Source organism: Brevibacterium sp. 50QC2O2 (genome assembly GCF_024580675.1).
In the GTDB taxonomy this organism is placed as follows: domain Bacteria; phylum Actinomycetota; class Actinomycetes; order Actinomycetales; family Brevibacteriaceae; genus Brevibacterium; species Brevibacterium moorei.
Window position 1 is genome coordinate 78935 of sequence record NZ_JANIJZ010000004.1, and the last position, 14437, is coordinate 93371.

Annotated in this window: 11 protein-coding genes; 3 read left to right on the forward strand and 8 right to left on the reverse strand. The window is 65.6% G+C overall.

Annotated features, from left to right (window positions below):
• The first annotated feature begins 6 nt into the window (after positions 1-6).
• Positions 7-1722, forward strand: a complete 1716-nt coding sequence (locus tag NQ038_RS04905; protein ID WP_257061936.1) for an ABC transporter ATP-binding protein — start codon at positions 7-9, stop codon at positions 1720-1722.
• A gap of 139 nt (positions 1723-1861) precedes the next feature.
• On the opposite strand, the gene NQ038_RS04910 is transcribed toward NQ038_RS04905, so the two are convergent.
• The 3 genes from NQ038_RS04910 to NQ038_RS04920 form a co-directional block, all read right to left on the reverse strand.
• A complete protein-coding gene (locus NQ038_RS04910) occupies positions 1862-2488 on the reverse strand; it encodes a superoxide dismutase (RefSeq protein ID WP_257047468.1) in 627 nt (208 codons plus the stop codon).
• A gap of 231 nt (positions 2489-2719) precedes the next feature.
• Positions 2720-4054, reverse strand: a complete 1335-nt coding sequence (locus NQ038_RS04915; protein ID WP_257057608.1) for a pitrilysin family protein — start codon at positions 4052-4054, stop codon at positions 2720-2722.
• 9 nt (positions 4055-4063) lie between these two features.
• Positions 4064-6283, reverse strand: a complete 2220-nt coding sequence (locus tag NQ038_RS04920) for a polyribonucleotide nucleotidyltransferase (RefSeq protein ID WP_257047466.1) — start codon at positions 6281-6283, stop codon at positions 4064-4066.
• A gap of 181 nt (positions 6284-6464) precedes the next feature.
• Between NQ038_RS04920 and NQ038_RS04925 the strand changes: the two genes are divergently transcribed.
• A complete protein-coding gene (locus tag NQ038_RS04925; RefSeq protein WP_257047464.1) occupies positions 6465-7331 on the forward strand; it encodes an acyl-CoA thioesterase domain-containing protein in 867 nt (288 codons plus the stop codon).
• Between the two features lie 95 nt (positions 7332-7426).
• Here the strand turns inward: NQ038_RS04925 and rpsO are convergent, their stop codons facing one another.
• On the reverse strand, positions 7427-7696 hold the full coding sequence (gene rpsO, locus NQ038_RS04930; RefSeq protein WP_257047463.1) for a 30S ribosomal protein S15: 270 nt from the start codon (positions 7694-7696) through the stop codon (positions 7427-7429).
• Positions 7697-7900: 204 nt separating this feature from the next.
• Here rpsO and mtnN point away from each other — a divergent pair, with 204 nt between their 5' ends.
• Positions 7901-8719, forward strand: coding sequence for a 5'-methylthioadenosine/S-adenosylhomocysteine nucleosidase (gene mtnN, locus NQ038_RS04935; protein ID WP_257057611.1), 819 nt, complete (start codon positions 7901-7903; stop codon positions 8717-8719).
• A gap of 37 nt (positions 8720-8756) precedes the next feature.
• On the opposite strand, the gene NQ038_RS04940 is transcribed toward mtnN, so the two are convergent.
• The 4 genes from NQ038_RS04940 to NQ038_RS04955 form a co-directional block, all read right to left on the reverse strand.
• Positions 8757-10424 (reverse strand): HNH endonuclease signature motif containing protein, encoded by a 1668-nt coding sequence (locus tag NQ038_RS04940; RefSeq protein ID WP_257057614.1) that lies wholly within the window; start codon positions 10422-10424, stop codon positions 8757-8759.
• Positions 10425-10898: 474 nt separating this feature from the next.
• Positions 10899-11813: a lysozyme gene (locus NQ038_RS04945; protein WP_257057617.1), complete on the reverse strand. Its 915-nt coding sequence runs from the start codon at positions 11811-11813 to the stop codon at positions 10899-10901.
• Positions 11814-12198: 385 nt separating this feature from the next.
• Positions 12199-13221, reverse strand: coding sequence for an LLM class flavin-dependent oxidoreductase (locus NQ038_RS04950; protein ID WP_257057620.1), 1023 nt, complete (start codon positions 13219-13221; stop codon positions 12199-12201).
• A gap of 210 nt (positions 13222-13431) precedes the next feature.
• A complete protein-coding gene (locus NQ038_RS04955) occupies positions 13432-14382 on the reverse strand; it encodes a bifunctional riboflavin kinase/FAD synthetase (protein WP_257057621.1) in 951 nt (316 codons plus the stop codon).
• Positions 14383-14437: the final 55 nt, after the last annotated feature.

The following is a 14437-nucleotide window of genomic DNA, read 5'->3' on the forward strand; positions in this document are numbered from 1 at the left end:
GGGCGAATGAACACAGCGAACAGTACCCGGAACACCGTGCACGGCGATGACACCCCGGTTCTCGAAATCGAGGATCTATCGGTGGACTACCGGTCGCGCTCCGGTGACCCCGTTCCCGCCCTGCACCGGATCAGCCTGCGCGTGCCGGCGGGCCAGACCGCGGCGGTGGTGGGCGAATCGGGTTCCGGCAAGTCGACCACGGCCTCGGCGGCCTTGGGGCTGCTGGCCGGCAATGCGGAACTGTCAGGCGGCAGTATCCGCCTGCACACGGATTCCGGCACACACGAACTCACGCAGCTCTCGCCGCGGGCGTTCAAGCGCCTGCGCGGTAAGGAGATCGGCTATGTGCCGCAGGATCCGGGCAACTCACTCAATCCGGTCAAGACGATTCTGGGCAATGTCGAGGAGTCCCTGCGCATCCACACCGATCTGGACCGCACCGCGCGCAGACAGCGGGTCGTGGACCTACTGGAGATGGTGGGGATCGACCGACCGGAGCTGCGCGCGGGTCAGTTCCCGCACGAGCTCTCCGGCGGGATGCGCCAGCGCGTGCTCATCGCCTCGGCGATCGCACTGCGCCCGCGTCTGCTGATCGCCGATGAGCCGACGTCCGCACTGGACGTGACGGTGCAGAAGCGGATCCTCGATCTGCTCGATCGGCTGCAGACGGACACCGGGATGGGCATCCTATTCATCACCCACGACCTCTCGGTCGCCGCGGAGCGCGCGCAGACGCTCACGGTGGTCCAGCACGGCCGGGTGCGTGAATCGGGCCCGGCGGCCGGGATCATCGCACGTCCGAAATCGGAGTACACGCGCCGGCTGCTGGCAGATGTGCCACGGCTGGAGCTGGCCGCGCTCTCCGCGACCGAGGTTCCGGCGGGCGCTGCCGCGGACACCGCCGGGGCCACCGCTGCCACGGGTGATGGTGCCGGAACGACGGACCCCGCCGCCGAACCCGTGGTCGAGGTGCACGGCATCACCAAGGTCTATGCGCGCACCGACGCCGGAGTGATCGGCAGTGAGGACGTATCGTTCACCATTCCGCGCGGAAAGACCCTGGGCGTGGTGGGCGAATCGGGTTCGGGCAAGTCCACGGTGGGCAAGATGCTCTCGGGCTATCTCAAACCGGATTCCGGTCGGATCAGGGTCGCCGACATGCCGGTGACGGAACTGCCGCCGGAGCGCGACACCGAATACCGCAGGCGCGTCCAACTGGTGTTCCAGAATCCGGCGACCGCGCTGGATCCCAAACACACGATCGGGGCGAGCCTGGCAGAACCGCTGCGCAATTTCCGGATCGGGACCAGATCGGACCGCGCCGAACGGATCGCCGAGGCGCTGCGCATGGTCGCCCTCGATCCTCAGCTGGCCGATCGACGGCCCCGCGAGCTCTCCGGCGGGCAGCTGCAGCGGGTGGCGATTGCGCGTGCGCTCATCGTCGACCCGGATGTGGTGGTCTTCGACGAGGCCGTGTCCGCGCTGGACGTCACCGTGCAGGCGCAGATCCTCGAACTCATCACCGAGCTACAGGAACGAATGGGGCTGACCTATCTGTTCATCACCCACGACCTCGCGGTGGTAGCCCAGGTCGCCCACGAGGTGCTGGTGCTCTCGCATGCCCACGAGGTCGAATCCGGGCCGACCGCCCGGGTGCTGGCGAGGCCGCGCGATGAGTACACGCGTATGCTGCTCGACGCGGTCCCCCGCGGTCTGGATTGACCTGTTCCACCGACCCTGCTGTTCCGCAGGGCCCGGCTGAGTCCGAGTACTGAATATGCAACCGCCCCGCACCTGTTCCCAGGTGCGGGGCGGTTGTCATTCAAACGCCCGGTTCGGCGGAACCGGGGTCGTGTTCGACTCAGCCGAAGAGCAGGCCCTTGGTCTGAGCGGTGGCGCGGTCGAAGCGGCCCTGGACATCGGCCCAGTTGACGACGTTCCACCAGTTCTTCACGTAGTCAGCCTTGACGTTCGTGTAGTCCAGGTAGTAGGCGTGCTCCCACATGTCCAGCTGCAGCAGCGGGATGTAGCCGACCTGCACGTTGCCCTGCTGATCGTAAAGCTGCTCGAGGGTCAGACGCTGGCCCAGCGTGTCCCAGCCCAGGATGGCCCAGCCGGAGCCCTGGATCGAGGTGGCCGTGCCGGTGAACTGGCCCTGGAACTTGTCGAAGCCACCGAACTGATCGTCGATCGCAGCGGCGAGCTCACCGGTCGGCTTGTCGCCACCGTCCGGGCTCATGTTGTTCCAGAAGATCGAGTGGTTGATGTGGCCGCCCAGGTTGAAGGACAGGTCCTTCGAGAGCTTGCCGATGGTTCCGAAGTCGCCCTTGTCGCGGGCTTCGGCCATCTGTTCGAGGGCGGTGTTCGCGCCCTTGACGTAGGTCGCATGGTGCTTGTCATGGTGCAGTTCCATGATCTTCGCGGAGATGTGCGGTTCGAGTGCCGCGTAATCATACGGCAGTTCCGGGAGCGTGTACTGCTCAACCATGTGAATCCTCCTTGAGAGTATGTGATTGCGAGGGCGGGAAACCACCGGGGGCCTCCAGCGCCATCACCTTCGACCTTATCGAAGGCCGTCGTGATGGACAACGCCTGCAGGGGCATTGAGTATTCCCTGTCAGCGAAATGGACCGTCCCAGACGCCATATGACCGGCATCTGGGACGGATTTCGCGGTGGACCCCGCTCGGAACGAGTTCATGTCTCAGAGGAGACCCTCCTCAGGGCAGGTGCAGATCCGTGCGCGGACCGATCGCCACCAGGGCCCGGGGACCGGCCAGCATCCGCGCCGCCAGCTCGCGCACCTGCGCACCGGTGACCGAGCGCACCGCATCGACGATCCACTCGGCGCTGCGCAGCCGCTGCCCGGTCAGTTCGGAGCGGGCCAGGCGGTTCATCCGCACCGCCGTCGACTCCATCCCCAGCACAGTGGCGGCCGAGGCCTGGGCCGCGACATCGACGACCTCGGCGGCCGAGGGGCCGAGAGCGGCCAGGCGTTCGAACTCCGCCTGGCACAGGTCGAGCACCTGCTGCGCCTTCTCCGGGGCGCACCCGGCGTAGATGCCGAAATCGCCCACATCGGGGTAGCGCGCACCCGTGCAGTACACGGAATAGGCCAGCCCGTGCTCCTCCCGCACGCTCTGGAACAGACGCGAGGACATGCCGCCACCCAACAGGGACTGCAGCACGGTGGAGGCGAACCGGTCCTCGCCCAGTTCGCTCACACCCTCGAAGCCCAGCAGCAGCTGCTGCTGTTCGAGGTCCTTGCCCAGCAACTGCACGCCCGGGGTGAAGACCGAGGTAGCCCGCGCCGGGCGCGCGCCCGTGCCGTTGGCGCGACCAGCGGCCCAGCCGGTAACAGCGCCACCGGCTGGAACCTCGGTCCCAGCCACCGCGGGCAGGTGCGCGGTGGCGCGCAGGACCAGGTCCACAATCTGCTCGTGGCCCGCCCCGCCGGCGGCCGCGAACACCAACCGTGGGCCCACATAGGCGTGCCTGTAGTGCTCCAGCAGCTCCCCGTGGCCCAGGTCCCGGATCCGCTCGCGGGTCGCGCCCACCGGCCGGCCCAAGGGCTGATCGGAGTAGAACACCTGGTCGGCGGTTTCGAACAGCACATCCAGCGGGTCGTCGGCCGCCATCGCGAGTTCCTCGATGATGACGCCGCGCTCGCGTTCGAACTCGCCTGCGTCCAGCAGCGCGTCGAGCACCATGTCCCACAGCAGATCGGTGGCCTGCGGCAGATCATCTAAGATGCAGCGGGCGAAATAGCAGGTGTAGTCCTTGGCGGTCACCGCATTGGAGTCCCCGCCCAGCAGGTCGAAGATCCGCGCGATGTCCTTCGAGGAGTGGCGGTGCGTGCCTTTGAACAGCATATGTTCGAGGAAGTGTGTGGACCCGGCGGTCTCCGGGGTCTCATCACGCGAACCGGAATCGACCCAGACGCCCACCGTCTCGCTCGACAGGCCGGGCATCGTCTCCGTAATGACCCTGATACCCGAAGGGAGGGCAGTGCGGAAAACCCCACTGCCCTCCCCCAGGAGTGCTTCAGTATGCACTATTGCGGATCAGTCCTCCGCCTCGGCTTCGTCATCGGAGTCCTCCTCGACGACCGGGACCAGCGACAGCTTGCCACGATCATCGATCTTGGAGATCTCGACCTGGATCTTCTGACCCACGGAGACGACGTCCTCCACGTCCTCGACGCGCTTGCCACCGTTGAGCTTGCGCAGTTCGGAGATGTGCAGCAGACCGTCCTTGCCGGGCGTGAGCGAGACGAACGCGCCGAAGCTCATGCACTTGACGACGGTGCCCAGGTAGCGTTCGCCGACCTCGGGAACCTGCGGGTTCGCGATCGCGTTGACGGCCGAGCGCGCGGCTTCTGCGGCCGCACCGTCGGTCGCGCCGATCAGCACGGTGCCGTCGTCCTCGATCGTGATGTCCGCGCCGGTGTCCTCCTGGATCTGGTTGATCATCTTGCCCTTCGGGCCGATGACCTCGCCGATCTTGTCCACCGGGATGTTCACGGAGATGATGCGCGGGGCCGTGGGGGCCATTTCCGCGGGGGCGTCGATGGCCCCGGCCAGCACGTCAAGGATCACCAGGCGGGCCTCGCGGGCCTGGCCGAGTGCTGCGTCGAGCACCTGCGAGGGGATTCCGTCGAGCTTCGTGTCCAGCTGGATGGCCGTGACGAAGTCCTTGGTGCCGGCGACCTTGAAGTCCATATCGCCGAACGCGTCCTCGGCGCCCAGGATGTCGGTCAGGGCGGCATAGGCCGTCTGCGGACCGTCGGGGGTGTCGATGACGTCGGAGACCAGGCCCATGGCGATGCCGGCGACCATATCGCGCAGCGGCACACCGGCGTTGAGCAGCGACATCGTCGAGGCGCAGACCGAGCCCATCGAGGTCGAACCGTTCGAGCCCAGGGCCTCGGAGACCTGGCGGATCGCGTACGGGAAGTCCTCACGCGAGGGCAGCACCGGCACCAGGGCGCGTTCGGCCAGGGCACCGTGGCCGATCTCGCGGCGCTTCGGGCTGCCGACGCGGCCCGTCTCACCGGTGGAATACGGCGGGAAGTTGTAGTGGTGGATGTAGCGCTTCGAGGTCACCGGCGACAGCGAGTCGATCTGCTGTTCCATCTTCAGCATGTTGAGCGTGGTGACGCCCAGGATCTGGGTCTCGCCGCGTTCGAAGATGGCCGAGCCGTGGACGCGCGGCAGCACGCCGGCCTCGGCGGTCAGCGGACGGATGTCCTTCAGGCCACGGCCGTCGATGCGGACCTGTTCCTTCAGGATGCGCTGGCGCACGATCTTCTTCGTCAGGGCGTTGAGCGCACCGGCGATTTCCTTCTCCCGGCCGGCGTACTTCTCACCCAGCTGGGACATGAGATCGTCGAGCAGCGCGTCGCCGGCGGCTTCGCGTTCCTGCTTGTCGGCGATCGTGAAGTTCTGCGTCTGCTTGTCGAAGGCCAGGGCCTTGACGTCCTCGTAGACGTCGTCCTCGTAGTCCTTGAACACGGGGAATTCGACGACGGGCTTGGCGGCCTTGTCGGCCAGTTCCTGCTGAGCGCGGACCAGTTCGCGGATGAAGGGCTTGGCGGCCTCGAGGCCTTCGGCCACGACCTTTTCCGTCGGCGCCTTGGCACCGGCCTTGATCAGGTCAACGGCGTTCTCCGTGGCCTCGGCCTCGACCATCATGATCGCGACGTCGTCACCGACCACGCGGCCGGCGACGGCCATGTCGAACACGGCGTCCTTCAGCTGCGAGTAGTTCGGGAAGGCAACCCACTGGCCGTCGATCAGGGCGACGCGCACGCCGCCGATCGGGCCGGAGAAGGGCAGGCCGGAGAGCTGGGTCGACATCGAGGCGGCGTTGATGGCCAGGGTGTCGTACAGGTGATCCGGGTGGATCGACATGACGGTGATGACGATCTGCACCTCATTGCGCAGGCCCTTGACGAAGGACGGGCGCAGAGGGCGGTCGATCAGGCGGCAGGTCAGGATCGCGTCGGTCGAGGGACGGCCCTCGCGGCGGAAGAACGAGCCGGGGATCTTGCCGGCTGCGTACGAACGCTCTTCGACGTCGACCGTCAGCGGGAAGAAGTCGAAGCCCTCGCGGGGGTGCTTGCCCGCGGCGGTGGCCGAGAGCAGCATGGTTTCGTCGTCCAGGTAGGCGACGGCGCAGCCGGCGGCCTGCTGGGCCAGACGGCCGGTTTCGAAGCGCACGGTGTGCTTGCCGAAACGCCCGTTATCGATATGGGCGACGGCGGATTCGGGATTGAGACCCAAAGGTAACTCCGTTCAATGGAGGGTGCCCCGTCCACCCGTCCGATCATCGATCGAGACCCACGCACATTCGTTTTCGTCTTGCGGAGGTCACTACCGATCACCGGATCCTGAGTGGGTCCTGGGGCATGGACTGTTCTAGTCTACCAATCAGTGTCCGATGAAGAACAGTGAAAGGTGTCCGATGACTCATTCCCAGCCGACTCCCCCGCTCCCCGCCGTTGAGCTGGCACCCGCGGCCCAGCGCCGCGCCGCTCTGGAGGCCATGGGCGTGCCCGCCGGCAGTCGGAGGCTGGCCCGCCACGTGGGGGATCTGGAGTTGACCATGGGCGACGGTGTGGCCTCGTCCACGATGACCCTGGGCCCGCGCCTGCAGGCGGCACCCGGCCGACTGACCGCCGGAGCCCTGGGCGTCCTGGCCGACGAGGCGACCGGCTATGCAGTGGTCGATGCCGTAACGCACCCGAACTGGACGGTCAGCAGCGATATCGAGATGAACCTACTGGGCGCGCCGCTCGCCGTGGGCGAGACAGTGACTGTCAACGCGCAGACCCTGGCGGCAAATGACGTCGAGGCCGTGTCGGTGGGCCAAGCGGTCACCGCCGAGGGCCGGCTGGTCGCCCAGGTGCTGCAGCGTTCGCGCTATACCGCAGACACACAGGTCGAGCCGGAATATCCGGAGATGCCGGGGGCTGCGACCGCACACGGGGTCGATGAGCTGTTGGGTGCCAAGTGGAGTGCCGGCGGGGATGCCAGGATGACATTCACAGTGGGCCCGACCTCGCAGAACTCATCGGGCAATCAGCATGGCGGGGTGGCGCTCATGGCCTCGATGCGGACGGCCGAGTTGGCCCTGGAGGCCAAGGGCAGCGAGCTGCTGCCGACCTCGATCCACATTTCGTATCCGAGGCCCATGCCCACGGGGCTGGAGATCTCCTACACCGCGCACATCGAATCCCTGGGGCGGACCTTCGCAGTGCTGCGAGTGGTGGGCGAGGCCGCCGGCCGGGTGCGCACGATCGCCCAGGTCAGCGCGAGCCTGTACCGATGAGCCGGGTTAGCTGAGCCGGGTTTGCCCTGAGATGACGAAAGCCCGGTCGAGTCGGTGACTCGACCGGGCTTTCAGCCGGCTTCAGCGCGCTGGAATCAGCGGCGCAGGCCCAGACGCTTGATCAGCGAGCGGTAACGCTCGATGTCGACGTCCGCCAGGTACTTCAGCATACGGCGACGACGGCCGACCAGCAGCAGCAGGCCACGACGCGAGTGGTGGTCGTGGGTGTGCTCCTTGAAGTGCTCCGTCAGGTCCGAGATGCGGCGCGACAGAACGGCGATCTGAACCTCGGGGGAACCCGTGTCGCCTTCGTGAGTTGCGTATTCCTTGATGATCTCCTGCTTGATAGCGGAATCAAGTGCCATGAGAACCCTCCTACAAGATCGCTGCGCGGCGCCCGAACCTGATGTTGCGAGCACTATGGAACCGCGGCCGGCGAAAAAACGGCAGTGTCCAGCTTAGCGCGCCCGCGAGCACCGGCGCAAAGGGAACGATGCGAGGTGGAGCCCTACTTTGCGCGATGTTGGTCACACCTACAGGGCGACGCTGTGTTCTGGGAGAATGTTCCTATGACTTCCGCTGCCGTTTCGACCTTTGCATCCTGCCCCACACCGTTCCCCGCCGAGTTCGCCGCAATCGTCGGCGCCCCCGCCATCCAGGTGGCGATGGATGAGGAGGCCGCACCCTTCTTGCCCGATGCCGTTCAACCCGCGGCCGAGGGCATCACCGCGTTGGCCGAGCCGATCGATGTGGGGCGGGCCCGTTTCTATGCGCTGCAGACGGCTGGCGGGAATCCGTTCGTACTGGTGCGCGCGGGGATCGGTCTGGTGAATGCCGCGGCGGCCGCGACCCTGGCGCTGGCCGTTCTCAAGGCGTCGGCGATCGTCTCGGCCGGTTCCGCCGGCGGACTGCGCCAGGATGTGAATGTGGGCGATGTGGCCGTGGGTCGGGACTTCACCTTCACGGACGCCGACGGCACCGCCTTCGGATATGTGCGCGGGCAGGTGCCCGGCATGCCCGAGTCCTATCCCGGAGCCGAGGCGCTCATCGCCCGGGCTCAGACCACCCCGATTCCGCAGGTTGCCGACGAGGTCGAGGGGGCCTCCGTTGCTGCCGGACAGCTGCTGGTAGGGCAGATGCTCGCCGGAGGCTCTTTCGTCACCGCGCACAATGTGGGCGATGCCCGGCAGGCCTTCCCCAGTGCGTTGAGCACTGATATGGAGACCACCGCCATCGCGCAGGTCGCGTGGTCGATCGGTGTGCCGATGACTGCGGTGCGGGGAATCTCGGACTTGTGCGGGCCCGCGGCCGATCAGGACTTCCACCTGAGCCTGGACGTGGTCGCTGTGCGTTCCGCAGCAGTGGCACTGGGCGCGCTGGGGCTCTGACCGGGGCCCTGCCTGAAGCGGGCTTCCCTACCGTGGTTTAGAAGGGTGGGACGTCCGTATCGTCTGCGTTCGTTGTTCCAGGCGGGTCAGGTGGATCGGGGGAGTCTGCTGCCTCCCACCCCGGTGGGGAGAAGTCCTCTGGCACCCACACCGGCGGTAGACCCGCCTCATTCCGCGCAGCACTCACATCAACCAGAGCAGCCGCGAACCGGGAATGAAACACCGGCCGCTGCTCGATATCAACATGCCGGGGAGGAATCCACGCCGGCAAACCGCCAATCAACTCGGCCCTCCACCCATGCTGGTCATGCCACGTGTGATGGAACCGGCACGCCAAGGTCAGATTCGCCACCGTCGTCGACCCACCGGAGGACCAGGGGATCATATGGTGGGCATCGCACCACCCCACCGGCATATCACACCCCGGGAACGTACACCCCCGATCCCTGGCCGCAATCAACTCAACCTGCCGCCGCGTAGCAAACCTGCCCGCACTCCTCACGGTCACCTCACGTGTCCCCGGCTGGTTGGCCTGGAAATACACGAGCGCACCCGGAGAAAGGGACTCCAGATCCTGTAACCCGATCGGGCCGGCAGTGGATTCCACCTCCGCCTTCCCCCGCGCATACTCTTCAGCAGTCGCCGTGACCACCAGGGCCATCCCCGCACCCTGCGGACCCGAACCCGCAGCCCGGTCAATCAAGGTCGCGAACATGTCATGACGCCTGGCACCATCGGGCCGCTCCCGATACCCAAACGGATGATCCGCCTTCGTTGTCGGCTGCCCATCAACCGTCACCGCCGTCGGTGCTAGATCACCGGGCGGTTCATCAGCGGGAACCGCATCCAGGCCACCGACCTCAGTAACCGTGCCCGTTCCCGTCGCGTCCTCCACCGGCGCTCCGGGCTCCTGCCGATTCGTCAAGAGCCCATGCAACTTCCCACCCGTCACCGGATCCAACAGGCCCGTCAGATTCCACGCACCATTCCTCCTAGGTGTCACCGTCACATGAAACTCATCAACCAACGGCGGAACCTCCGCGAAACGCCCATCAGGATCCAGATAGGCTCGGATCCGAGAACCCAGCACACGAACCTGGTCCACATCAACACTCGACACCGTGTCCACGAGTAGTCTCTCGGCCGTGGCGTGATGGACATGCCGCACCTGGCGGGGGATCTTCTCGATCTCCCGGATCACCGCCTGCGCCTGATCCACCGACACACCCCCGTCCGCCAGGGCGAGGGCAACATGGGGGTAGGCCGGTTCCAGACGCGCACCCGTTAGAGACCGGCCGGCACCGATCGCGTGCGCAAACCGCACCCGCCGCCTCGCGGCCGCCCCATCAATCCTCAACAGGCGAGTCACCAGGGCCGGAAGAGTCTTCGCACCATAGTCGGCCGTGGGCACCTCGTATTCGGCCCGCGCCAGAACAGCAGCTTCCGTTGAGGTGGTCATCCGGGTGACGTGTTCGATTCCCTTGAGCACCAGGAGCAGGTCGGAAGCGTCGAGACTGGGATCCGTGCCCACACCGGCACCCAGACCAGCGAGTGACTCACTGGCGTGAACGAGTTCCGGAGCGATCTCCTGTAGACGCTCCCAATCTTCAGAAGTCAAAAAGGGGTCAGCTGGACGGGCGAAGGCCTCGGGGTTCTTGTCATCATCGGGGGAACCAGCACGTGGGAGGGTGGAATCAATGGTCATGACTTCTTCCCTCCTCCCGCATCCCGACCGAAACGCCGGCCGAACTGGCTACACGCGTGTGTGCTTGATGAATGTCGGGGAAGACGAACCGTAAAACCTGACGGGACTTCGCTGTCCGATTCGGGTTTCCTGACCTACTTCAAGTGTAGCGTGTGTCACTCATAATGGGAAGGGTTTATTCGAAACTGGTTTCCGATGTTTGCCGAGTAGCGCTCGTCTGTTTCGGTGGTAGCAGATGCGCTGGGTGGCAGGGTATGCGCGCGCATCTGACACGACAGACAAGGCGCGGGAACTCAACCCGACTAGCATCCAACTCGCGAGTACCACCGAAAGGCGCCGGCACCCCACCCGAGGAACACCCAACCCACGAGTACCACCGATGCAACACGCAGAGGCCAGGATTGGGAATCCTCCCAGTCCCGGCCTCGGCTGCCTCTTGACTCAGGCAGCGCTCGTACTCAGGCAACCATCTACTCAGGCACCCTTTGTCAGGGCCCTCAGCTGCTTCATACCACCGTTGAAGACATCCATGTCCGGCACCGGCCTGCCGGATTCGGTGTACTGCCAGAAGGTGAAGTTCTTCCAACCAGCGGGCAGCCGACCGGGGCCATCGGAGTACGAGCTCGGATACCGTGCGATGAACAGCGGGTTGGCGCCGAACTTCTTCGAATTGCCCGTGCACTGCTGCCACCAGTCACGCGTTGTGTAGATGGCGGGCCGAGTGCCCGTCTTCTTCTTCACCGTGGCAGAGAAATCGCTGATCCACTTGACCATCTTGGCATCGCTCATGCCGTAGCAGGTGGAGCCGTACGGGTTGTATTCCAAGTCCAGCAGCGGCGGCAGCGTCTTCCCGTCCGACCGCCAACGACCACCGTGGCTCACGAAGTAGGACGCCTGCTTCTTACCGGAGGAGGTGTCGGGCGTCGCGAAGTGGTAAGCGCCGCGGATGATGCCGGCCTTCGCCGCACCCTTGTACTGCGAGGAGTAGCTGGTGGAGACGTAGCCCGTACCCTCGGTGGCCTTGACATAGGCGAACTTAATGCCCTGGCCCGCCATCGACCTCCAGTCGGCCGCGTTGATCGAGTCCCACCGGCTGACATCCACGCCCTTGAGCCTACCGGCGGACTTCTTCGTGTGCTTCGGACCGTTCCCCTTCGACTTCCCGGGCTTCTTGGAAGGACCGGAATCCTGCCGGACGCCTGCACCCATCACGTGATCATGGGCGGTGTTCATCTGCTTCCGGGACGGCTGGGTCGCACCCCCGGACATGCGCGGAACACTCGACGCACCGGCACCGCGGCCTGCGCCACCACCATCTGTGGCGCTGAGGTCGGCGGCACCGGCCGACAGCGAAGTGCCGGCAGAGGCCGGCGGCTGCTGCGTGACCACGGACCCTGTGACAAGTGCTCCTACGACGATCAGGCCGGACAAAAGCCGAGACGGCCGCATACGAGGACGCGCTCCGATGCCGGGCTGCGAGGGAAGAGTCGATTTTTTCAGATCGAATCGCATAATGCACACCGTACACGGCGTGTCTCCACAACAAAATGCACCTTATGTGCTAATGACACCCGGTTCACCGCGGCGATCCGCTCCAGCAAGCGCGAGGAGGCATTGCACAAGTCACAGAAAAAAAATTTGCCCGCCGACCCAGACCACGATCCGGAAAACGGCCCAAATGCGAACGACGGCCTTCCAGGGTTCCATGTCATGGAACCCTGGAAGGCCGTCAAGCCTCCACCATATCGGCAGCATCTGCCGCCGGCCCAGGACCCTACTTCAGCAGTGGGAACAGATCCGCGGCGATGCGCTCCAGTTCGGAGTCCAAAGGCGATGCCTGGATCAGCACCAGGTCCAATCCGGCGTCCTCATAGGCCTTGATCTTCTCGGCGACCTGTTCGGGGGTGCCGACCAGTTCGGGGCGCAGCGCGCGGGTGCCGACCGAGTATTCGCGCTTGGACAGCTCCAGATCGAGGTTCGAGTTCGCGCGGAACTCCTCGAAGCTGGCGTACCCTGGCGAGTTCGGGTCCACGGTCGTAATGCGTTCCAACTCCTTGCGCGCCTCGGCCTCGGTATCGCGCACGATGACATAGGCGGACATGCCGATCGTCTCGAACGGCGCTCCCTGCAGACGCTCGCGGCGGGCGTTGACGTCGGCGGCCTTCTCGCGGATCTCCTCGACGGTGCCGCCGTGGGTAACATACGAGTCGGCGAAGGCTGCGATGGCCTCACGCCCGGATTCGGATTCCCCGCCGGCGAAGATCTTGGGGGTCTTCGCGGGCTTGGGCTCGACCACAGTGTTCTGGATGTCGAAGTACTTGCCCGACTGGCTGTACGGCGTCTGCGACCACAGGCCGCGCAGCGCGTTGACGAACTCCGTGCAGTGGACGTAGCGGTCGTCGTGCGGCGGGAACACGCCGCCGAACTGCTTGGCCTCCTCGGCCCACCAGGCGGCGACGACGTTGAGCGAGAACCGGTCGCCGCTGATATCGGCCAGGGTCGACACGGTCTTCGCGGTGATCTGCGGGTTGTGGAAGCCGGGGCGGATCGCGGTGAGGATCTCGATGTTCTCGGTCACAGCGGCGATCGCGGTGGCCAGGCTCCAGGCCTCCAGGCTGGGTGCCTCGGGTCCCTTACGGTCGTTGAGGTAGAGCTCGGGCACCAGGGTCAGGTCGAAGCCCAGCCGGTCTGCGGTCTGGGAGACCCGCTTGATGTAGTCCCAGGTGGCGGGCATACCCTCGTCACCGACATTGCGCAGAAATCCGCCGTAGACGGGGGTCCAGTAACCGTATCGCATGGTGCTCCTTCGCATTCGGACCGCTTCGCGGCCCCGACATCGTGTCGTGGGGTGCGGGCGGTGGGCCGCCCGGTATATCGACACTTGGCACGCTATCGCCCCACGGCCGAGGCCGCATGGGCCGTGTCACATCACGTCACCTGAGGCGTCGGTCGACCCGGCAGGAAGCAGGAGTCCGCTCCGGAAACAGAGCCTCCCGAGGAGTATCCCTCAGATTCCCAATGCGGCCCTGGTGTCGACGAGGTCCTGCCCCATCTGCACGATGAGGGCATCCATTCCGTCGAAGGTCACCTGGCCGCGGATCCGAGACTCGAATTCGATCCGCATATGCGTACCGTAGACGTCCAGCTGGCCGAACTCGACGCCCACGACGTGGGCCTCGACCCGTCGTTCGTTCCCCTCGAACGTGGGATTAGTGCCGATTGATATCGCGCCGGGCAACAGTTCGCTGTCGTCGAAGCGCAGCCATCCCGCATAGACGCCATCAGCCGGAATCAGACCGGCCACATCCATTCCCATGTTCGCTGTGGGGAAGCCCATTTCACGTCCACGGGCGTCGCCATGGACCACCGTTCCCTCCAGCACATGGCGCCGGCCCAGAACGGCTGCGGCAGCGGCCACCTCGCCGCGGGCCAACAGACTGCGGATCTCCGTGGATGAATAGCGCTCCCCACCGGTCCCCACATTCTTCAAAGGTGCGCACATGACGAAGCCCAGCTCGGTGCTGAGTTCCTTCAGGGTGGAAACCCCACCGGCATTGTCCTTGCCGAAACGGGTGTCCTCACCGACGAAGACCGCCTTGGCGCCGAGCTTGCCGACCAGGTAGTCACGGACGAATTCGTCCGCCGTCTGCTGCGCGAAATCCAATGAGTAGGGCTGGATGAGCACTGCGTCGATCCCGGTGGCGGCCAGCCTGCGGATCTTCTCCGCTTCACCGGTGATGAGTTCGGGTGCGTGATCGGGGTTGTGCACCATCGCCGGGTGAGGGCTGAAGGTCACCGCCAGCGAGGCCAGTCCCTTGTCCTGCGCCAAGGTCACCAGATGCTTCAGAACGGCCAGGTGGCCCTTGTGGACCCCGTCGAAGTTGCCGATGGTCAGGGCGGTTCCGCCGTCCAAGAGTCCGGATTCACGCGCCTGAACAACCGACCGGAAAACCTCCACGCCGCAGCCGTCCTCTCCCTGTACCGTCCAGCAGTCATCACATGCGCCCGGGATC